Consider the following 20,793-nt stretch of genomic DNA (forward strand, 5'->3'; position numbering starts at 1 on the left):
CCATTGCCATCCCCTGAGCTACGGGCCGCCCTGGAATCGGCCCGGATTCCCGTCCCGTTCAGACTCGAGACGTACCTGGAGGAAGTCGAGCGCATCCGCGACAGGCGCTTGCACACGCACGACCTGCCCATCGAAGCGACCAGCGTCGTCTCCGGCCTGTGGATCGCCACCCGCAAGGCCGACCATATCTTCGTCGCTCCCGGCGCAGTGGGTGTGCTGCGGATCAACATAGTGCTACACGAAGTGAGCCATATGCTCCTGAACCACGGCAAGGTCGGGGACGTGGAGGAAGTCCTGTCCCGTCTCATGAGGCCGGCTGTCGGAGCGATAGGAGCGGTCGCCGCCCGTACCCGGTACGAAGCGCGTGAGGAACGCGAGGCCGAGGCACTCGCGACACTTATCTTGATGAGGGCGAACGAGTGGCCTTCCGAGGGCGATCATGGGCTGCGCATCATCGAACAGACCTTTGGATACGGCGGACGATACCCCGTATGAGCATCGTCGACTGGGCGGCCCTCGTCCTACTGTGGAGCGTCACACTGCTTCGCCTGTCCTCTGCACGGCGTTCCCACCGGCATCGGCCGCTCTGGGGGGCGTTCTTCTGGCTGGCGATCTCCCGGGTGTTCTCCGCCGAACCGGTCGTGGCATGGCTGGACGCGACCACCCGGATGGAGTGGGCGACACTGTGCCGGCATCTGAGCGGCCTCACCGCGGCCACGTGCCTCCTGGCCTATGTCGAGGTGATCGGCCGGGGTAGCCGCATATCCCGGACGTACTGGGCCTGGCCGCCGGCCGTGATCGTCATGACCGCCCTCACCGTGATGTTCGCGGTCCGGGGCGGCCGGATCTACTGGGTCGACGGCGCCTACGCGCCGGGTCTCACCTCGACGGCCGGCCGTGTCTATCTCACCGTCTTCGACCTCTGGCTGATGTACTGCCTCGGTGTGGCCGCGTGGATGTCCGCCGGTTACGTCCGCCTGGCTGCGCCGTTGCTGCGCCTGGGTTTGGTGCTGTCCACGATCGGCATGCTCGCGGGCGTCCTCAACCGCGGCCATGTCATGGTGGTCAACCTGATCAATTTGTTGTGGGCTCATGCGCGCGCCCAGGAGTGGGCGCTCTTCCATCGGGCTACGTTCCTGCTGTGCGTTGTGGGGATGACAGCAGGGACGTAGCCCGGCCTCGCGGGCGGCGTCGGTCCTTATCCGGCAGGCCCGTGCCTTGCACGAACTACGTCCGCTGTGGAAGGCATTGATCGGCCGGTATCCGGACATCGCGCTGGACATGGACGGTCCGCTTCGGTTCCGGCTCTACAGGCGTGTGCTTGAGATCCGTGACGGGATGCTGTCACTCACCTCCGTCATGCCGGCGCCGGCGAGCGAAGATCCACGGGAGGTGGCGGCATGGGTGACGTCAGCGTTGCGGGCGAGCCGTCCGGAACAGGGGCAGAGCGTGCCGTCCGGAAGCATTCCGGGACCGGACTTCGCCGGTGACATCGAAAGGGAGACCCAGTGGCTTCGGCAGGTCGCAGCGGCGTGCAAGCAGGTCGCCAAGGAGAGAACCGTTTCGCCCGCGGACTGACCGAAGTGTTCGCGCCCGCGCACATCGTCATAGTGCTGCCGCTGCTGGTGGGCGCGGTCAGCAGCGGTTGGTCGGGCGTCGCCTGGGGTGCGCTGGCCGCGGCCCTGTGCGGGGGGATTCCCCTCGGGGTGCTCCTGGCGGGCGTCCGTTCGGGCCGCTTGGGCGACAAGCACGTCAGGGACCGTGCCCAGCGGCCGAAACTGATCGGCCTGATCGTCGTCCTGGTGGTCGCCGCGCTGGCCCTGATGGTCCTGCTCGGCGCTCCGCGCCTGATGGTCGCAGGCGCAACCGCAATGCTCACCACGCTGGCCGTGACCGGCCCGGTCACGCTCTGGTGGAAGATCAGTTTCCACACGGCGGTGGCGGCGGGCGGCGTGGTGATGCTCGCATGGGTCCTGCCGCCGGTTCCGGTCTACGCGGCCGGCGCCGTGCTGGTGGCGGCGCTGGCCTGGTCCCGGGTGGTCATCCGCGATCACACCGCCGCCCAGACCGTCGCGGGAGCGGTGGCGGGCGGCGCCGCCACGTGGCTCACCCTCGCCGTCCTCCTCTGACCGCAGGCGCCGCGGCTCCTTCTCGCCGTCCTCCTCTGACCGCGAGCGCCGCGGCTCACGCACCGTCCGGCAGGCGCCCCCGCTCACCCCGCACGGCTTCGGACCCGGCGGCGGCGCCGCGCCTGGTGTTCAGGCGGCGGCCGAGGCGCTGGCCGGGGGACTCCACGAGCCGGTACGCCACATGGCCGAGGACCAGCAGGGCGAGGAAGAACACCGGCAGGTTCGGGACGGCCCGCAGCAGGAGCGGGTGCAGCAGATACAGGGAGAAGCTGATCACCCCGAGGTATGCGAGCCACCGGGGGAACGACCGGCGCCGCAGCGCGAACACGAGCACGAAGAACCCGGCCGCCAGCAGGACCGCCGAAGCCCAGGCGGGCTCGCGCGCCACCAGGACACCGCAGGCGAGGACCGTCAGCAGGGCGGCGACGGCCCACCTCCACCGGAGCATGCCCCGCTCCGCGCGGTGGACGGCCGTCCCGGCGAACATCATGGCCGCGATGACCAGCCCTTGGCCCGCGCCGATCCTGCTGCCGAGGACGACCAGGGCCAGGCCGAGAAGGCCGCCGATCACCGCGGCAGCCGTCCTGAGGCGCCCGTTCGCGAGCATGGTCACGGCGATGACCAGGACCACCGCGACGCCCAGGATCGCGGCGGCCGGGTCCGCGCCGCCGTTGATCGTCGCGTGCGGCATGAGCAGCCCGAGCGGCACGGCCGCCACCGCGAGGACCACGGCGATCGGCGCCGGCCTGTGTGCCTGCCGTACGGCGAACAGCCCCGCCGTCATCAGGTAGAACGCCATCTCGTACGACAGCGTCCACATCACGCCGATCACCGAGGGGACGCCGAGGAGTTCCTGCAGCATCGTGAGGTTGGCCAGCGCGACGAGCGGCGGTGGCCGGTTGTCGAGACCCGGGGACGTCTCGAACACCCCGGCGTACGCGAGGAGCAGCGCGAGGGCGAGCGCGGCGAGCAGCAGCGGGAGGAGCCGGAAGGCCCGGCCGGTCCAGAAGGCCCGCAGGTCGCCCCGCCGCTCCAGCGAGGCCGGAATGATGTACCCGCTGACCAGGAAGAACACGAAGACACCCCAGGTGCCGACGTCGACCCTGCGGTCGACCTCCGCCCAGACGGCCGGGACGAAGGTCCAGGCCGAGTGGTGCAGCGCCACGGCCGGAGCGGCGACCCCCCGCAAGGCGTCCAGCCATGCCAGCCGGGAGCGGTTTGATGCCATTCAGGTGACTTTAGGCGATAAATGGGGACGTGATCCCCCGGGTCAATTCGCCTTGCGGACGCTGAAATCGTCGAACGATACGGTGACCGCGCTGCTCCCGGCCTCGGGCACGCGAGCGAGGATCCCCGCCTGGTGGTGCGGGCCGGGCGGCAGAGGTTGGGCGTCCTCGGCGTCGAGAGCGCGCGTGCCGTCGACCCAGAACGTGAGGCGGGAGCCCCGGCAGGCGGCCTGGAGGCGCACCGCGCGCCCGGCGCGCGGCGGGGCCGCCTTCACCGGCGGCACGACGTCGAGACGCGTCCCCCCGGACTGCCGCACCACGCGGGCGGTGCCGTCCAGCCCGAGCAGGAACGCGTATCCGCTGGGGGCGTCCTCGTCCCACCGGCACACGAGCCCGAAGCCGCCCTGTCCCGCCCCCTCCCGCAGCTCGGCCGTCACGCCGACCAGCACGTCGCGCCCGGCCGCGGCGTCGGTTTTGGCGGGCACGGGCGACAGCGCGGTGTTGACCGGGCCGGAGCGGTCGGCGCGGACCGTGAAGACACCGCGCTCGATCTCGTAACCGCGCGTCGTGCGCCGGTCGCCGGTCGCGCCGGGATCGAAGGTGTAACCGTCCCAGTTGCCCCGCTCGCCGAAGTCGTCGCCGTACAGCAGGCTGCCGCCCGGAGGAACCGCCTCGTCGCCGTCGCGGGGCACGTACAGCAGGAGGACTCCGCCCGCGACGAGCAGGGCCGTCACGCCCGCCGCGAGCCCCACGGCCCACCGCCGCCTCGGGCGGCCTTCGGCGATCGCGGCGCCCGAGCCGACCGTCTGAGCCTGCTCGTCCGGCCGCGGCACCGCTGCTGAATCGGCCGGCCGGGTGACCGCGGCGGCGTCGCCGCCGCCGGTGAGGGCGCGCAGCAGGCCGGAGGCGGCGGGCCGGGCGGCGGGATCCTTCGCCAGGCCCGCCTCCAGCAGCGGGCGAAGGTCGGCGGGCACGCCGGACAGGTCGGGCTCGCGGGCCGAGATGGCCATCAGGATGGCCGGCACGGTCGGCCCGGCGAAGGGCAGGCGCCCGGTCGCGGCGTACGCGATCGTCACGGCCCAGCTGAACACGTCGGAGGCGGGGCCGGGCCGCTGCCCGGCGAGCTGCTCGGGGGCGATGAAGGCGGGCGTGCCGGCCATGCCGCCCCCGCTGACGGTGTGGTCGGCGGCGGTCGCGATGCCGAAGTCGATGACCACGGGCCCCTCGGGGCCGAGGATCACGTTGCCCGGCTTGAAGTCGCGGTGCACGATCCCGGCCCGGTGGATCGCGGCGAGGGACGTCAGCGTGGCGACGGCGAGGCGGTGGAGCCCGCTGCCCGTACGCGGGCCGTCCTCGGCGACCGCCGTCGCCAGCGAGGGCCCGGGGATGTACTCGGTGACGATGTACGGCCGCCCGTGATGGGACCCGGCGTCGAGCACGCGGGCCGTGCAGAAGGGGGCGAGCCTGCGGGCCGTCTCCGCCTCCCGCAGGAAGCGGCGGCGGCTCGTGGCGTCCATGGCGGCCCTGGCGTGCAGCACCTTGATCGCGACCTGGGCTCCCGAGGCGTCCCGCGCGAGGTAGACCGTGCCCTGGCCGCCTTCGCCGAGGACGCCGACGAGCCGGTGGTCGCCGATCCGCTCGGGATCACCGGGGTCGAGGGGGTGCGGCGGCACGACGCGGTTCGTCACGCGCGGCGGCCGCACGTGATCGGCTCCGGCCGTTCCCGCATTCGTCCCGCTCCCCCACGATGCCGTCGGTATGTCGATCAACCAGGCGGATCCTGTCATATCCGGAGGTCACCCGGCAGCGAATCGGCCTCAGCCGTCGTGGCAGGAGCCGGAAGGCCCGGCCGCGCGGGCCCTGCCGGCATCCGCGCAGTTCATCCCGCGTAACACGCGGTTCACAAGTAAGTCTCAACCGGATGACAAGAGCGGTCGGGAGAAATGGATCCCGTTGCAGCGGTTCCACGGGGAATGGAACGGGGGCACCACATGACAACGATCGTCGGCGGCGGGGGCCGGACCCTGCTGATCCTCAACGCCGAGGGCGCGACGGGCCGCCTGGAGAGCGAACTCGCCGGCCTGGGCTGGCACACGGGCAGGGCCGACCTGATCGCGGGGGACCTTGCCGGCCTGGTGGACCGGCTCGCGGACCTGATGGCCGCGCCCGGCAGCCCGGACCGCACCGCGATCCTCGGATTCGGCGAGGCGGGCCTGGCGGCGCTGGAGATCGCCGACCGCCACCCGGAGCGGGTCACCGCCGTGGTCGTCGTGGGCACGGCGGAGCACGACCTCGCCGGGGAGCTGTCCTGCCCGACGCTGACGCTGCCCGCCTCCGGGCGGGAGTCCGTGGTCTCGGCGGTCGTCCCCTTCCTGACCACGCTGGACGCGGCGGACGCGGAGGCGGAGGCTCCCCCGCACCTGCCCGCCACGCTCCGGCCGCTCACACCGGCGCTGCTCAACGACGCCGAACTGCTCGGGCGGTTCCGTGAGATCGGGCCGGTCCACCGGCTCACCGCGGAGGGCGGCGCGACGACCTGGATCCTGACCGGTCACGCGGCGTCCACCCGGACGCTCACCGACCCGCGCCTCGCCGGAGAGGTGGAGATCACCGCGGGGTTCCGGCTCCAGTCGGACGATCCGGCCCTCGCCCACAAGGGCGACCTGGACCTCATCACGATCGACGGCGGGGAGCACGCCCGGCTGCGCCGGCTCCTCGAGCGGCACCTCACCCCCGAGCGTGTCGAGGCGCTGCGCCCGCGGATCCGGCGCGCGGCCGACGCCCTGCTCGACGCGATCCCCGCCGGGGAGGTGGTGGACTTCCTCCACGCGTTCGCCTACCCGCTGCCGGTCCTCGTGCTGTGCGAGCTGCTCGGCGTGCCGGAGGACCGGCGGGGCCACATCCGCGAGTGGATCCTGGAGCGGCTGGTCACTCCGCCGCCGAAGGCGCACCCCGACATCGACGAGCTCCTGCGGGACCTGATCGCGGCGCGGCGCGAGAGCCCGTCGGACGACCTGCTCGGCTGGGTCGTCGCGGCCGAGGGAGACGACCTGGCGGAGGACGACCTCGTGTCGGCGGCCCGGTTCCTCATGGTGAACGGCCACCGCGCCCCGACGACGGTGCTGGCGAGCGGCCTGGCCGCCCTGCTGAAGCGCCCGGAGCAGTGGGCCCGGCTCGTGGCCGAGCCCGCGCTGGTCGCCACGGCGGTCGAGGAGCTGCTGCGGCTCGTCACGCCCTTCCCCGTCACCATCGCCCGGCAGGTGACGGCCCCGATGGAGGTGGGAGACACCCCGATCCCCAAGGGCGATCTGCTCGGCGCGTCGCTCGTGGCCGCCAACCGCGACCCGTCGTTCTTCCCCGACCCCGATCTGCTGGACGTGGGACGGCGGGACAACCCGCACCTCGCGTTCGGCCACGGTCACCACCACTGTCTCGGTGCGGACCTGGCCAGGGCCCAGCTGCGGGTCGCCTTCGGCACGCTCGCGCGGCGCTTCCCCGACGTCGAGCTCGCCCGCGACTCGCGGAGCCTGCACTACCGGCAGAGCAGCGTGCGTTACCTCCTCGGCCTGCCGGTCGTCCTGCGCCCGGATCGTCGCGGGGAGCCCGCCGCCTGATCGCGAGGCCGGTGCCCGTCTCACCAGAAAAGTCCCCCACGCACGCCTTCAGCAGCCAGGAGCCGACCCGATGAAAGAGACGATTCCGCAGTTAGTGGCCTACTGTCAGGCCGACCCGCTGTTCTTCGAGCCGGTCTGGCGCATCCCCGACGACGACAACCGCTTCCCGGCGGGCTCCCGGCCGCTGCCCGCCGGATGGCGCCGCGGCGAGAGCGAGCTGTGGGTCGTGCTGCTCCCGCCGGACCTCGCGCTTCCGGAACAGGGATGGAAGATCCACGTCTCGGCGACCGACGCCGACGCCGCCGCCGTCTGCGACCTCGTGGCCGGCTTCTGCCTGGAACGCGGCATCGCCGTCAAGTTCCTGCGCAGCAGGATGGCGGTGCGGCTGATGAACAACAAGTACGCCGACCGGGGCAGCAGCGGCAAGCTGGTCACCCTGTATCCGGTGGACGAGGAGCAGTTCGCCGAGGTGCTGCCCGCGCTGGCCGAGCTGCTCAGGGGATACACCGGGCCGTACATCCTCAGCGACCTGCGCTACGAGGACTCGCCGGTCTACGTCAGATACGGCGCGTTCCAGCCGATGACGTACACCAAATCGGACGGCAGCCTCGGATACGCGATCCGCACGCCGGACGGCAGGCTGGTGCCCGACCAGCGCACTCCCGCGTTCACCGTGCCGGAGTGGGTCACCCTCCCCGAGGTGCTGCGCGGGTCGTACGAGAAGCACACGGCGGGCGACGGGGAGGAGCTGCCGTACCAGATCGAGCGGGCGCTGCACTTCTCCAACGGCGGCGGCGTCTACCTCGCCCGTGACGCGGCGTCCGGCGGGTACGTGGTGCTGCTGGAGGCCCGGCCCCACGCGGGCCTGGACGCCGGGGGCGTGGACGCGGTCGCCCGGCTGGCGCACGAGCGCGACATCCTGGAGCGGCTGAGCGGGCTCGACTGCGTGCCCCGGCTGCTCGGCCACAAGGTGATCTGGGAGCACCACTTCCTGGTCGAGGAGTACATCGAGGGCAAGACCCTGCTCGACGAGGTGTTCGAGCGCTACCCGCTCGCCACCCCCGACCCGGCCCCCGAGACGCTGGCCGCCTACACCCGCTGGGCGATCGACATCCTGGCCAAGGTCGACCACGCCCTGATGTCGATCCACGCCAGAGGCGTGCGGATCGCCGACCTGCACCCCGAGAACATCATCGTCCGGCCCGACGGGCGCGTCGCGCTCATCGACTTCGAGATCGCGTCCGACCTGACGGACACGCGGCCGCCCGGCCTCGCGGCGGCGGGGTTCGCCGCGCCCAAGGAGCTGAGCGGCCGCGCGGCCGACAACTACGTGCTGAACTGCCTGCGGCAGTGGATGTTCCTGCCGATCAGCCCGCTGCAGGACCGCGACCCGGTCAAGCTGGCCAGCCTCACCGACGTCATCACCGGTCACTTCCCCCTGCCGCCGGGGTTCGGTGCGCGTATGGTCCGCAACTTCGAGGCGGTGCGGGGACCCCTCGGCGAGGACGCCGCGGCGCGGATGTTCGCCGAGCCGGACTGGCCGGCCATCCGCGACTCCATCGCGGCGGGCATCACGGCCGGCGCGACGCCCGATCGGAAGGACCGGCTCTTCCCCGGAGACCCGCAGCAGTTCGCGACCGGCGGGTTCACCGTGGCCAACGGCGCCGCCGGAGTGCTGTGGGCCCTGCGGCAGGCCGGTGTCCCGGTGCCGGAGGAGTACGTGGACTGGCTCGTCACGGCCGTGCGCCGGGCGCCCGATCCGCGTCCCGGCCTGCTGAACGGCCTGCACGGCGTGGCCGCGACGCTCGAGTCGCTCGGCCGCCGCGACGACGCGCTCGACGTGCTCGACCGGGCCCGCAAACTGCACGACGGCCTGGAGGTCCCCGGCCTCCACGGCGGCCTGGCCGGAGCCGGCCTCAACCTCCTGCACTTCTTCGCGATCACCGGCGACGAGGACCTGCGCGCGGAGGCCGTGCGCATCGCCGACCGGCTCGCCCGCGAGCTCGGCGACGACGGGTCGCGCGTGTTCCGCCCGGACGGCAGGGTCGGCCTGCAGCACGGCCTGACCGGGGTCGCGTCCTACTTCCTGCGGATGCACGACGTCACCGGGGAGTCCGGCTATCTCGACCTGGCCCGTACGGCGCTGCGGCGCGAGATCGGCCGCGGCCAGACGCTGCCGGACGGCGGCTTCTGTCTCCTGGACAGCAACCGATACCTGCTCTACCTCGGCACCGGCAGCGGCGGGCTGGCCCTGGTGCTGTCCCAGTATCTCGGCCGGCGTGAGGAGCCGGGCTTCGCCGACGTGGTCGGCGGCGTCCGCCGCGCCCTGCGCGCGCCGTTCACCCGCCACCCGGCCCTGCTCGAGGGCCGGGCGGGCACCATCGCGACCCTCCGCCTCATGGGCCTGCCGGAGGACCGGCCGCTCGTCGACGAGCACGTACGCCGGCTCTCCTGGCACGCCCTGTCCTACGAAGGCCACCTGGCCTTCCCCGGCAACCAGCTCATGCGGCTCTCCATGGACCTGGAAACGGGTTCCGCCGGTGTGCTGGCCGCCCTCAGCGTCGCGTTCGACCAGAGCGCGTCGGTAATGCCGGTTCTCGATCTGCGGACCCCCGCGTTCGAGACGACAGAAAGGAAATAGGAAATGGCTCAGGTTCTGCAGCTCCAGACCCTCAACCCGAACGAGGCCAAGGCGCACCCGTGCTCCAGCATCGTGACCTCGTACAACGGCACCGCCTGCTACATCTGCGTCTGACCGAGGCCGATCGAGCGGGCGCCGGGGTGGTCGCCGCCGGTGACCACCCGGTGAACGCTCGCGGACGGTGAGACACCCGGCCCCGGCCGGTCGCGCCCGGCGCGGCCCGGCCGGGGCCGGACTCTACGCTCTCCCTCTCCCACAGTCTTTGCGAGGAATCCGTGGACACGCAGCGCGACCAGTCCGCCGCGCCGGCGGCGGCTCCGGCCACGTGGCGGGTGCTGCTGCGCTACATGCGCCCGTCCTGGCGCTGGCTCGCCCTCGGCGGGCTGCTGAACCTCACGACCGGAGCGGTCGGGCTGACGCTCCCGCTCGTCGCCAGGCGGCTGATCGACGACCTCGGCGCCGACCGGCCGCTGACCGGCGTCCTGCTGCTGATGGGCCTGCTCGTCGTCGTGACCGCGGGCGTCGGCCCGCTGGGCGAGTGGGTGCTGCGCCGCACCGGCGAGTCGATCGTGCTCACCGCCCGCCGGCGCCTGGTCTCTCATCTGCTGCGGCTGCGGGTGCCGGCCCTCGACCGCGCCGAACCCGGCGACCTGATGTCCCGGGTCACCTCCGACACGATCCTGCTGCGCCAGGTCACCACCGATTCGGTGATCGGCATCGTCACCGGGAGCCTCACGGTCCTGGCGACCGCCACGCTTATGGGCCTGCTCGACCCCGTGCTCCTCGTGGTCACGCTCGGCGTGCTGGTGCTCGCCGGGACGCTCATCCGGGTGGTCATGCCGCGCGTCGGCAGGATGAGCAAGGACGCGCAGAAGTCCGTCGGGGCGATGGGCGCCGCCCTCGAACGCGCGCTCGGAGCACTGCGCACGATCAAGGCCTCCGGCGCCGAGCACCGGGAGGAGGCCGCCGTCCACCGCTCCGCGGAGGAGTCGTGGCGGGCCTCCGTACGTGCCGGCAAGTGGCTGGCGATCGCCGGGCACACCGCGGAGCTGGCCCTCCAGGTGGCCTTCTTCGTCGTCCTCTCCGTGGGCGGAAGCCGGGTGGCCTCCGGGGCGATCGACGTGGGCACGCTGATCGCGTTCCTGATGTACGTCTTCTTCCTGGTGCCGCCGCTTCAGCAGCTCATCGGCGCGGCCGGGCAGTACCAGGTCGGCGCCGCCGCGGTCGCCCGCATCACCGAGGCGGAGCGGCTGCCCGCGGAGCCGGTCGCGCCGGCCGCGACGCTCCCGGCGTCCGGCGCGGCCCCCGCGGAGCTGGAGTTCCGCGACGTGCACTTCCGCTACGGGCCGGAGCTGCCGCCGGTCCATCACGGGATCAGCTTCCGCGTGCCCGCCCGGGGCATGACCGCCTTCGTCGGGCCCTCCGGCGCGGGCAAGACCACGGTGTTCTCCCTCATCGAGCGGTTCTACGAGCCGGCCTCGGGGAGCATCCTCATCGACGGCGGCGACATCGCCACCTGGGACATCCCGCGCCTGCGGGCCGCCATCGGCTACGTCGAGCAGGACGCTCCCGTCCTGTCGGGCTCCCTGCGCGACAACCTCCTGCTCGGCGCGCCCGAGGCCACTGGCGAGGAGATCGAGCGCGTCCTGCGCGTCGCCCGCCTCGACGCTCTGGTGGCGCGGCTGCCCGAGGGCCTGGACACCCTGGTCGGCCATCGCGGCACCCGCCTGTCCGGCGGTGAGCGCCAGCGCGTGGCCATCGCCCGCGCGCTTCTGCGCCGCCCCCGCCTGCTGCTGCTGGACGAGGCCACCTCCCAGCTCGACGCCGTCAACGAGGCGGCGCTGCGCGACACGATCGCCGAGATCGCGCGTACGACGACGGTCCTGGTCGTGGCGCACCGGCTGTCCACGGTCACGCTGGCCGACCGGATCGTCGTGATGGACGCGGGCGTGGTGCGGGCCGTCGGCACGCACGAGGAGCTGGTCGGGGCCGACCCCCTCTACGCCGAGCTGGCCGCCACCCAGTTCCTCGCCGCCTCCGCCGTGACCGCGTGAACCATCCTCTTTGGAGCATCCATGGAAACGCCCGACCGCCCGCTTGAGATCATCTGGGACATCACGTACGCCTGCCCGCTGCGGTGCTTCCACTGCTACTCCGAGTCCGGCCGCCGTCCCTCGCGGCAGCTGGAGCGGGACGAGATGCTGCGGGCGGCGGACGCCGTCATCGCGATGCGGCCGTACGGCGTCTGCCTGGCCGGCGGCGAGCCCCTCCTGGTGCCGGGCGTGCTCGACGTCGCCGGCCGCATGACGGCCGCGGGCGTGCGGGTCTCCCTCTTCACCGGAGGCTGGACGCTGCGCCCGCAGATGGTCGGGGACCTCGCGCGGACCGCCGCCAGGGTGAGCGTGAGCCTCGACGGCGCCACGGCGGAGGTGCACGACCGCGTCCGCGGCCGCCGCGGCTCGTTCGACCGGGCGATGGACGCCCTCGCCTTGCTCGACGCCGCCGCGCGGGAGCGGCGTCTGGCCGGAGACGGACCGCTGTCCTTCGGGATCGACTGCGTCGTCGTGCGCAGCAACTTCGACCAGATCGACCAGTTCTGCACCGACATCGCGCCGAGGTTCCCCGAGCTGGAGTACGTGTCGTTCGGCGCGGTCATCCCGGAGGGGCTCGCCAGCCGCACGGGGGTCGTGGAGCACGAGCTGCTGTCCGACGCCCAGGTCGCCCTGCTCGGCAGCCGCGAGTTCACCCGCCGCCTGCGCGCGCTGGCGCCGCCGTCCGTCCAGGTGAGCGCGACCGACAACCTCGCGCTGCAGATGCACCCCGACCGGCCGTTCCTCCCCGTGCTGCAGGTCGAGCCCGACGGAGCGGTCCGGGCCATGCCGGCGTACGAGGGCACGGTCGGCAACCTGCTGACGGACCCGCCGGAACGGCTGTGGGAACGCGCGCTGGAGCGCTGGCGCGACCCCTTCGTGGTCGAGACGTTGAGGTCCGTGCACACGATGGAGCAGTGGGCGGAGGCGACCCGGAAGATCGACTACCGCTTCGGCTCCGACGCCGACCGCGCCCGCATCGACCGCCGGCCGCACTTCGCGCCCACGGCCTGACGTCTCCGGCGGGGCGCGTTCAGTCCTCCGGCCCGCCGCCGGGCCGGGGTCGTACGTCGCAGTCCGGCAGGCCCGCCAGGACGGCGGCGAGCTGGCGGGCGTTGGTCTGGGCGTGGTCGCGGTAGCAGTTGTTCATCAGCACGTGGGTCGTGGCCGCCCGGCCGCCGAGCTCGCGCAGCCTGGGCGCCCACCGCTTCAGCTCCTCCAGCGAGTAGCGGTAGCCGAAGCGCTCGTGGATGTCGTGGCTGGTCCACTTGTCGCTGTGGCCGTGGAACCGGACGACCTCCAGGTCGGACGTGGCCGCGACGACCGGCGGGATCGAGTCCGGGTAGCCCTGCGGCATGTCCACGCAGACGTACGGAAGGGCGTACGAGCGGAGGAAGTCGAGGGTCTCCGCCTGGTTCTCCTCGGTCATCCACGTGTGGTTGCGGAACTCCACCGAGATCCGCAACGGCTCACAGCGCCGCTTGCACTCCAGGATGTACTGCTTGTTGGCCCTCCCGATCGGGAACCACCGGGGGAACTGGAAGAGCACCGCCCCGAGCTTGCCCGCCTCCCGCAGCGGCAGCAGGGCGCCGACGAACCGCTCCCAGACCTGGTCCACGACCTTCGGGTCGAGATCGCGGGCGTACAGGTTCTTGCCCGCGCCGCCCGGCCGCAGGTCCTTCGGCAGCGCGGCCGGCCGGGTCGGGTGCCGCGTGAGCAGCGAGAACGCCTTGACGTCGAACGTGAAGTCCGCAGGCGTGCGCTCGGCCCACAGCCGTGCGGTGGCCTCGGCGGGCGGCGCGTAGTAGGTCGAGTCGACCTCCACCACCGGGAACACGCTCGCGTAGTGGCGCAGGCGTTGCTCGGGCGTCGTGACCTCGGGCGGATACCACCCCGACTCCAGCAGCGTCTTGTCCGTCCACGACGCGGTGCCGACCAGGATCGTCCCCATATCTCACGATAGGCGCGCCCGCCGTACGCCGGTGGACACGCGGAGTCGATGTACGGAGAACGTATTCGGCCGGTATCGGTATTATTTCGACCCTTTTTACAGTTTCGGTGACCCTGAACGGTTCTCCATTGAGAGGCGGTTCGACATGTTCACCAAGATGGCCGACCGGCTGATTTCCCGGCTGGCGCCGAAGCACTCGGCGCAGGCCGCGTGCCCCTGCTGGTATGAGGGCACCGCCTGTCTCTTCCGCAAGTGCTGCACCTACGGAGCGTCCTGCGGCACCGGTGAGTCCTGCGGCAACTGGATCCTGAACTGCTAGCCCGGACGGAGTGACGATGCTCGCGTGGACGGCCGCACTCGTCGTCGTCGCCGGCCTGGCTCTGCTGTGGCTGCGGCGTAGTCTCGCCGTCGTCGTGGTGTCCGGCGTCAGCATGGAGCCGGCCTTCCACGCGAGCGACCGGCTCCTCGTCCGCCGGTCCGGACCGTCCCGGCTCAAGGTCGGAGACGTCGTCGTCTTCACCCGGCCCGGCCGCTACGCCGGCGAGGAACTCCTGCCGGTCGAGGAGCGCTGGATGGTCAAGCGGGTGGCGGCGCTTCCCGGAGACCCGGTGCCCGAATCGGTCCTTCCCGCGGTCGCGCAGCCGCGGGTCGCCGCCGACCGGCTGGTCGTGCTGGGAGACAACCCGGCGGCCAGCTACGACTCACGCCAGTTCGGATTCCTCCCGGCGGACCTTCTCCTCGGGGTCGTGCTGCGGCGGATGCACTGACCGAAGGAGCAACGGTGGACTACCTCACTGTGGGCTGCCGCAGCCTGCTGGCGCTGCTGTTCCTGGCCTCGGCCGGGGGCAAGCTGCGCGGCGCCGGCGCCTACCGGGACTTCGTGGCGGCCACCGGCAGACTCGCCCCGCGGTTCCTCCCCACCCGCTGGGCCGCGGTCGCGGTGGTCGTCACGGAGATCGCCATCGCGGCGCTGGTCGCCGTGCCCGCGACGACCACGGCCGGGTTCCTGCTGGCCGCCGTCCTTCTCACCGCGTTCACGCTCGCGATCCTGGCCGCGTTGCGGCGCGACGAACGGACGCCGTGCGCCTGCTTCGGCCGCTCCCGCCGTCGTCTCGGGGGCGGCCACGTGGTGCGCAACCTCCTCCTCCTGGTCGTCGCGGGGCTCGGTCTCGCGGGATCGGCGTCCGCGGCGGCCGGGCCGGCCGACACCGCGGGCATCCTGACGGCCGTCGCGGCCGGCGCGGCGGGCGCCCTCCTCGTGTCCCTCGCCGACGACTTCATCGACCTGTTCAGCCCTGTCGCCTGAGATCGGAAAGGCCGCCCGATGCCGTACCTCGTCACGCTCGTCGTCCTCGTGGGTGTGCTCTGCCTGGTGAACCTCGTCCTGATCGTCGGCGTGATCCGGCGGCTGCGCGAGCACGGCGAAGCCCTTGCCGACAGAAGCGCACAGGAGCAGAACCGGCGGGCCATCCTTCCCGAGGGAGAGGTGGCGGAGCCGTTCGAGACCGTCTCCACCGACGGCAGCGTCGTCTCACGCGACCGGTTGGAGCAGCCCACGCTGGTCGGCTTCTTCTCCCCCGGCTGCACGGCCTGCCACGAGGCGCTGCCGGACTTCCTCGCCCTGGCCGCGCGCTTCCCCGGCGGTCCTGAGCAGGTGCTCGCCGTCATCCTGGACGAGAACGGCGAGCTGGGCGAGCAGCGCGAGGCACTCGAACCGGTCGCCCGTGTGGTGGTCGAGAAGCTGGGCGGTCCGGTCAGCTCCGCGCTCCACGTCCGGGCCCTCCCCTCGTTCGGCCTCGTCGGTCCCGGCGGCAGGGTGATGTCCAGCGGCCTGCGCCTGGAGCAGGTCCTCACCACCGCACCCGCCTGAGCACGCGCCCCCGCCGGTCCCGTCGAGTCCCCATCCCGTCCAGTCACGGAGCAGCGCCGATGTCGGACACGCCACCGCAGAACGGCCCCGCGAGCTCCCCCGAGCCGCCCGCGCCGCCCGTGCCCCCCAGGGCCACCCCCGCCGCCCTGGCCGCGGCGCTCGCCCTGGCCTGGCGGGCGGGCCCCTGGCACACCCTCGCGTACGGGCTGCTGGTGCTGGTGGAGGCGGCTCTGCCGGTCGCCACGGCCTGGCTGACCAAGTCCGCTCTCGACCTGCTCGTCAGCCGGGCGCACGGCAGTGCCTTCTGGACGGTCGGGGCCGGGCTGGCCGCCACCGGCCTGGCGTCGACCGTGCTGCCGCACACCTCCGGATATCTGCGTCAGGAGCTGGCCCGTCGCACCGGACGGCTCGCCCAGGACCGGCTGTTCGCGGCCGTGGAGCGGTTCGCCGGCCTGGGCCGCTTCGAGGACCCGGTGTTCCACGACCGCCTCAGCCTGGCCTACCAGTCGGGCGGCGTGGCGCCGAACGCGGTGGTGGGGGGCACTCTCGCGACCGCCCGAGGGCTGGTCACCGTGCTGGGCTTCCTCGGCTCGCTGCTGGTGATCAACGCCGTGCTGGCGGTGGCGGTCCTGGCCGCCGCGGTGCCCGCGTTCCTCGCCGAGCTGCGGCTGTCGCGGCAGCGGGCCACCATGTTGTGGCGGATCGGACCGGTCGAGCGGCGGGAGCTGTTCTACCGTCAGCTGCTGACCAGCGTGCGGGCCGCCAAGGAGATGCGCCTGTTCGGCGCGGGACGATACTTCCGCGAACGGATGATCGAGGAACGCGCCGTCGCCGACGCCGAGCGGCGGGGGCAGGACCGCCGCGAGCTCACCGCCGAGGGCGGGCTGGGCCTGCTGTCGGCGGCGATCGCCGGCGGCGGCCTGATCTGGGCGCTGTTCGCCGCCGCCGGCGGACGCATCACCGCGGGCGACGTCGCGCTGCTCACCGCCTCGATCGTGGGCGTCCAGGCCGCCGTCGCGGCGCTGGTCGGCGAGGTGACGACGGCCCACCAGCAGGTGCTGACGTTCGGCCATTACCTGGCCGTGGTCCGGGCCGGGCCGGACCTCCCCGTACGCGAGCGGGCGATCGCGCCGGGGAACCTGCGGCAGGGCATCGAGTTCCGCGATGTCTGGTTCCGCTACTCCCCCGGCCATCCGTGGACGCTGCGCGGGGTTCGTTTCACCATCCCCGCGGGCACGGCGGTCGGACTGGTGGGCCGCAACGGCGCGGGCAAGAGCACGATCGTCAAGCTGCTGTGCCGGTTCTACGACCCGGTGCGGGGCTCGATCCTGTGGGACGGCGTGGACCTGCGCGACCTCGACCCCGCCGAGTTGCGGCGGCGTGTGGGCGCGGTGTTCCAGGACTACATGGAGTACGACCTGACGGCGGCGGAGAACATCGCGGTCGGCGACCTGCGCGACGGCCGGATGGACCTCGACGACGGCCGCATCGAGGCGGCCGCGCGCCGCGCCGGCGTGCACGAGACCGTCGCCGCGCTGCCGCTTGGCTACCGGACGATGCTCACGCGCATGTTCTTCGGCCCACCCGGCGAAGGGGCGGACGCCGAGAGCGGGGTCGTGCCGTCAGGCGGCCAATGGCAGCGGCTGGCGCTCGCCCGTGCGCTGCTGCGCGACCGGCAGGACCTGCTCATCCTGGACGAACCGAGCTCGGGCCTGGACGCCGAGGCGGAGCACGAGATCCACACGAGGCTCCGGGCGCACCGCGCCGGGCGCACGAGCCTGCTGATCTCACACCGGCTCGGCGCGATCCGGGAGGCGGACCTGCTCGTCGTGCTCGACGAGGGACGGGTGGCCGAGAGCGGCACGCACGAGGAGCTCATGCGGCTCGGCGGCCTCTACCACCGGCTGTTCCTGCTGCAGGCACAGGGTTACCAGGAGCAGACCGTGGAATCCCCTGCTGCGGGCGGATGATCGGGATCGTGAGATCCGGTCGCGCCGGTCGCGGCGGCTCGGGCACCGGGGGCGGCGGTCAGCGGCGGCTCGGGCGCCGGGGTCGGGGGCAGGCCGTCCTCCTGGACCGCCACCCGACGGCGGGCCCGGCCAGCCGAGGGTCACGGTTGAGCATGAGATGGTGCAGCTCGGTGAGCTCAGGCCCCGGTTCTATACCGAGGTGCAGATTCAGCGCCTCCCGCGCCTCGCCGTAGACGGTCAGCGCCCCCGCCACGTCCCCCGTCCGGTAGAGGGCGACCATGAGGTGGCCCCAGAGCCGCTCACGTGTGGGACGCAGCGCCAGGGTCTCCCGTAGCCCGCCGATGACCTCGGCGTACCGCCCGAGAGCCAGTCTCGCCCGCGCCGCCTCCTCGACCGCCAGGAATCGCTGTTCCTCAAGCGCGTCGAGCTGGGCCGCGACTCCCATCGTGCGGGGAACGTCCTCGGCCGCGCCACCCCGCCACAGCCCGAGCGCCGCGCTGAAGTGACGCAGCCCTTCCGCGTGGTCGCTTCTCGCCATCGCCTCCCGTCCCTGGCGCAGCGACTCACGGAACTCCAGCACGTCGAGCTCTTCGTCGCAGACCGTGAGCGAGTAGCCCGGCGGCCGGGCTCGCAGACGGTGGTCGTCCAGCCGCCTGCGCAGCAGGTTGACGTAGCTGCGCACGTTGGCGAGCGCCGACTTCGGCGGCCGGTCCTCCCACAGCGCGGCGAAGAGCCGCTCGATGGAGACGGGTCTGTTCGGTTCGAGCAGCAGGCAGGTGAGCAGTAGACGCTGCTTGGCCGCACCGAGGTGGACGGGTTCTCCGCCCTGCCACACCTGAACCGGACCGAGAATGCCGAACCTGAGGCGCATCCACCCCTCCCCGACTTCGCTCCCGGGTGGTGGGAGCGCTCCCAGGGAAGGTATGCGCCTGTCGATCACGTGTCAACGATGTTCTGTATTCGTTTACAGGAGATGACGGACGCCCGGAAACGGTCAGCCGTTTGGCCCTGGCGACGCCTGCGGCCTGCGTTGACGCGAGACGCTGACGTGCGGCGACGCATGGGTGTCACGGCCCGCACACGGTCCGTGCGCCACGGCCGCGATTAGTTGCCGGGGTACACCAAATGAAAGCTTCACCTTGCGGCTTCACGCGCAGCCGGCGACTCGATCCCGGCCGCCGGTTCCGCGCCGGGGGCGGGGACGAGGCCGGAGATCACGTCACCCCGAGGGGCCGGGACCGATGCGGCAGGAGTGACCCGTGAAGCGGCGGCGGGTCTATGATGTCGGAAAATAAAGTGCCCCGGTGTTCCGGTGGCACCTCAAAGCATGCACACCGGAGGTGGCGATGCTGTCGACCTGGGCCCTGGAGACGTTCGGCCCGCGTGCCGAGCAGATCCGCCACGGAGTGGCCGAGGCGCTGGCGCTCGCGCTGGAGAACGCGCAGGACGCCCAGAAGACGGCACGGACCGACCACCTCCATCCGTTCGGCTTCACGCTGATGTCGCGCAAGTTCGAGGCGCTCGCCCGCACGTTCGCCGACATGGCCGATGTGGAGATCATCAAGCCGCCCGGCTCGCAGCACGAGCTCGTCGTGCTCGGCGGCAACCTGCTGTTCCCCTTCCGCTACGCCAAGGACCGCTCGGTGAGCGTGGTCAACGCCCGGATCGGCGACGGCAGGCCGTCCGGGCTGGTCCAGGCGCTGTTCAGCAGGTTCGGCCCGCAGCCGTGGGCCGAGCAGCTCGCGCTCGGCGGCGTCGAGGCCGCCCTGCCGGAGCCCGCGACTCCGGCCGCCCGTGCGCTCACCCGGCTGCCCGAGGACACCCGCCTGGTCCTCATCGCGTACGCCTGCAACGCGCGGGCCGGTCTCCTCGACGTGTGGTGGGGCGAGGCCGAGCTGCTGGACCGCACCGGCAGCCTGCACTGGCACCACTGCGAGGAGATCCCGCTCGCCGGAGCCCTGCCCGCCGGGCTGCCTTTGGTCGCCCCGGCCGGACAGGAGTCCCCGTTCGCCGGGGGCGCGATGCCGGCTCCGGAGCTGAACCCCCGGCCACGCCACGAGCGCGCGACGGCCCTGCCCGCGACCGGTGAGGCACCGTACGCACCGGACGCCGCGGCTTATGAAGGACGGTAGGCGGCTCCGCCCGGCCGGAGACGGAGGAGTCCCGCCCGAACCGAGCCCGCAGGCCGTGGCGGACGCCTTCGACGGCACGCGGCTCACGCAGGCGCGGCGGCTGGCCGCGCTCACCAAGAAGGAGGTGGCCGAGCGCATCGGGGTGTCGCCCGCGGCGGTCGGCCAGTACGAGGCCGGGGTCACCCGGCCGCGTCCCGACCTGGTCCCGCTCCTCGCCGAGGTGCTCGCGGTCCCGGCGGCCTTCTTCCTGCCCGGCCGTCCGCACGGCAAGCTGGACGGCTCGATGGCGCACTTCCGCAGCCTGCGCTCCACCCGGGCCTATCAGCGGGCCAAGGCGGTGGCCTTCGTCGAGCAGGTCTGGGAGCTGACGTACGCGCTGGAGAAGCGGGTGCGGCTCCCGCACGTCGACCTGCCGGGATTCGCCGGGGGCGAGGTCGATTCGGGCAGCGCTCTGCCGCGCGACCCCGCGGGAGCGGCGCGCGCGCTGCGCGCGCACTGGGGGCTCGGCGCCGGGCCGATCAGTCACGTGGTGCGGCACATGGAGTCGCGGGGAATCGTCGTCGTCTTCCCCGAGGCCGACGAGGACGCGGTGACGGTGGACGCGTTCTCCACCTCCAGCCTGCCCCGGCCCATCGTCGTGCTGACGCCCAACCGGTTCGACGACGTCTACCGGCACCGTTTCACCGCCGCGCACGAGCTGGGACACCTGGTGTTGCACGGGGACGCCGCGGCCGGGGACAGCCAGCAGGAGCGCGAGGCGGACTCGTTCGCCGCGGAGTTCCTCACCCCGCGCGACAGCATCCTGCCGAGCCTGCCCGCACGGGCCGACCTGCGGCGGCTCGCCGAGCTCCGCCGCGTCTGGGGCGTGTCGGTCGACTCGCTGCTGTACCGGTGCCGCGAGGTGGGACTGCTGTCCGACTCCGCGGCCGGGCGCGCCTATCAGCGGCTCGCCGCGCTGCGCGACCAGCCGGGCTTCGCCACCGAGCCGGTGTCGGGCTACCCCGGCGAGCAGCCCGTCCTGCTCAGCCGGGCGTTCGAGATGGCGGCGGCCGAGACCGGGCTCACCGCGCCCGCACTCGCCCGGGAGCTCGCCTGGCCGATCCCGAGGGTGCGTGAGCTGATCGGCCTGCCCGCCCACCGCCCGGAGCTGAGACTCGTCCCCTGACGACC

General features: G+C 72.7%; 19 protein-coding genes. 15 read left to right on the forward strand and 4 right to left on the reverse strand.

Going from position 1 to position 20,793, the window contains the following annotated elements:
• The first annotated feature begins 3 nt into the window (after window positions 1–3).
• The 4 genes from AAH991_RS08920 to AAH991_RS08935 are packed head-to-tail and all read left to right on the forward strand — an operon-like array spanning window position 4 to window position 2,129.
• On the forward strand, window positions 4–495 hold the full coding sequence (locus tag AAH991_RS08920) for a hypothetical protein (protein WP_346225279.1): 492 nt from the start codon (window positions 4–6) through the stop codon (window positions 493–495).
• Complete coding sequence (locus AAH991_RS08925; RefSeq protein WP_346225280.1) at window positions 492–1,172, forward strand: hypothetical protein; 681 nt, start codon at window positions 492–494, stop codon at window positions 1,170–1,172. The genes AAH991_RS08920 and AAH991_RS08925 overlap by 4 nt, the downstream gene beginning before the upstream one ends.
• Window positions 1,173–1,200: 28 nt before the next feature.
• A complete protein-coding gene (locus AAH991_RS08930) occupies window positions 1,201–1,578 on the forward strand; it encodes a DUF6545 domain-containing protein (RefSeq protein WP_346225414.1) in 378 nt (125 codons plus the stop codon).
• A gap of 5 nt (window positions 1,579–1,583) precedes the next feature.
• Window positions 1,584–2,129: a hypothetical protein gene (locus tag AAH991_RS08935; protein WP_346225281.1), complete on the forward strand. Its 546-nt coding sequence runs from the start codon at window positions 1,584–1,586 to the stop codon at window positions 2,127–2,129.
• 55 nt (window positions 2,130–2,184) lie between these two features.
• Here AAH991_RS08935 and AAH991_RS08940 read toward each other — a convergent pair whose 3' ends face one another.
• Both AAH991_RS08940 and AAH991_RS08945 read right to left on the reverse strand, forming a co-directional pair.
• Entirely contained in the window at window positions 2,185–3,357 is a 1,173-nt protein-coding gene (locus AAH991_RS08940; protein WP_346225282.1) for an acyltransferase family protein, read from the reverse strand.
• 42 nt (window positions 3,358–3,399) lie between these two features.
• A complete protein-coding gene (locus AAH991_RS08945; protein WP_346225283.1) occupies window positions 3,400–5,058 on the reverse strand; it encodes a serine/threonine-protein kinase in 1,659 nt (552 codons plus the stop codon).
• Window positions 5,059–5,346: 288 nt separating this feature from the next.
• Here AAH991_RS08945 and AAH991_RS08950 point away from each other — a divergent pair, with 288 nt between their 5' ends.
• The 4 genes from AAH991_RS08950 to AAH991_RS08965 all read left to right on the forward strand — a co-directional run bounded on the left by AAH991_RS08950 (window position 5,347) and on the right by AAH991_RS08965 (window position 12,714).
• Window positions 5,347–6,969, forward strand: a complete 1,623-nt coding sequence (locus AAH991_RS08950; RefSeq protein WP_346225284.1) for a cytochrome P450 — start codon at window positions 5,347–5,349, stop codon at window positions 6,967–6,969.
• Window positions 6,970–7,039: 70 nt separating this feature from the next.
• On the forward strand, window positions 7,040–9,610 hold the full coding sequence (gene lanKC / locus AAH991_RS08955) for a class III lanthionine synthetase LanKC (protein WP_346225285.1): 2,571 nt from the start codon (window positions 7,040–7,042) through the stop codon (window positions 9,608–9,610).
• A gap of 275 nt (window positions 9,611–9,885) precedes the next feature.
• Window positions 9,886–11,664 (forward strand): ABC transporter ATP-binding protein, encoded by a 1,779-nt coding sequence (locus AAH991_RS08960; protein ID WP_346225286.1) that lies wholly within the window; start codon window positions 9,886–9,888, stop codon window positions 11,662–11,664.
• Window positions 11,665–11,685: 21 nt separating this feature from the next.
• On the forward strand, window positions 11,686–12,714 hold the full coding sequence (locus tag AAH991_RS08965) for a radical SAM protein (protein ID WP_346225287.1): 1,029 nt from the start codon (window positions 11,686–11,688) through the stop codon (window positions 12,712–12,714).
• A gap of 19 nt (window positions 12,715–12,733) precedes the next feature.
• Here the strand turns inward: AAH991_RS08965 and AAH991_RS08970 are convergent, their stop codons facing one another.
• Window positions 12,734–13,651, reverse strand: a complete 918-nt coding sequence (locus tag AAH991_RS08970) for a DUF72 domain-containing protein (protein WP_346225288.1) — start codon at window positions 13,649–13,651, stop codon at window positions 12,734–12,736.
• Window positions 13,652–13,796: 145 nt separating this feature from the next.
• Between AAH991_RS08970 and AAH991_RS08975 the strand changes: the two genes are divergently transcribed.
• The 5 genes from AAH991_RS08975 to AAH991_RS08995 are packed head-to-tail and all read left to right on the forward strand — an operon-like array spanning window position 13,797 to window position 17,491.
• On the forward strand, window positions 13,797–13,970 hold the full coding sequence (locus tag AAH991_RS08975) for a hypothetical protein (protein ID WP_346225289.1): 174 nt from the start codon (window positions 13,797–13,799) through the stop codon (window positions 13,968–13,970).
• A 16-nt stretch (window positions 13,971–13,986) separates the two neighbouring features.
• Window positions 13,987–14,418, forward strand: a complete 432-nt coding sequence (locus AAH991_RS08980; RefSeq protein WP_346225290.1) for a S26 family signal peptidase — start codon at window positions 13,987–13,989, stop codon at window positions 14,416–14,418.
• Window positions 14,419–14,432: 14 nt separating this feature from the next.
• Window positions 14,433–14,957: a MauE/DoxX family redox-associated membrane protein gene (locus AAH991_RS08985; protein WP_346225291.1), complete on the forward strand. Its 525-nt coding sequence runs from the start codon at window positions 14,433–14,435 to the stop codon at window positions 14,955–14,957.
• Between the two features lie 18 nt (window positions 14,958–14,975).
• A complete protein-coding gene (locus AAH991_RS08990) occupies window positions 14,976–15,521 on the forward strand; it encodes a TlpA family protein disulfide reductase (protein WP_346225292.1) in 546 nt (181 codons plus the stop codon).
• Window positions 15,522–15,580: 59 nt separating this feature from the next.
• Window positions 15,581–17,491 (forward strand): ABC transporter ATP-binding protein, encoded by a 1,911-nt coding sequence (locus tag AAH991_RS08995; protein WP_346225293.1) that lies wholly within the window; start codon window positions 15,581–15,583, stop codon window positions 17,489–17,491.
• Between the two features lie 58 nt (window positions 17,492–17,549).
• Here AAH991_RS08995 and AAH991_RS09000 read toward each other — a convergent pair whose 3' ends face one another.
• Complete coding sequence (locus tag AAH991_RS09000; RefSeq protein WP_346225294.1) at window positions 17,550–18,362, reverse strand: AfsR/SARP family transcriptional regulator; 813 nt, start codon at window positions 18,360–18,362, stop codon at window positions 17,550–17,552.
• Window positions 18,363–18,837: 475 nt separating this feature from the next.
• On the opposite strand from AAH991_RS09000, the gene AAH991_RS09005 reads away from it, so the two are divergent.
• Window positions 18,838–19,623: a hypothetical protein gene (locus tag AAH991_RS09005; RefSeq protein WP_346225295.1), complete on the forward strand. Its 786-nt coding sequence runs from the start codon at window positions 18,838–18,840 to the stop codon at window positions 19,621–19,623.
• Window positions 19,624–19,678: 55 nt separating this feature from the next.
• On the forward strand, window positions 19,679–20,788 hold the full coding sequence (locus AAH991_RS09010) for a helix-turn-helix domain-containing protein (RefSeq protein ID WP_346225296.1): 1,110 nt from the start codon (window positions 19,679–19,681) through the stop codon (window positions 20,786–20,788).
• Window positions 20,789–20,793 lie beyond the last annotated feature (5 nt).

It is taken from the genome of Microbispora sp. ZYX-F-249 (assembly GCF_039649665.1).
GTDB classification, from domain to species: Bacteria; Actinomycetota; Actinomycetes; order Streptosporangiales; family Streptosporangiaceae; genus Microbispora; species Microbispora maris.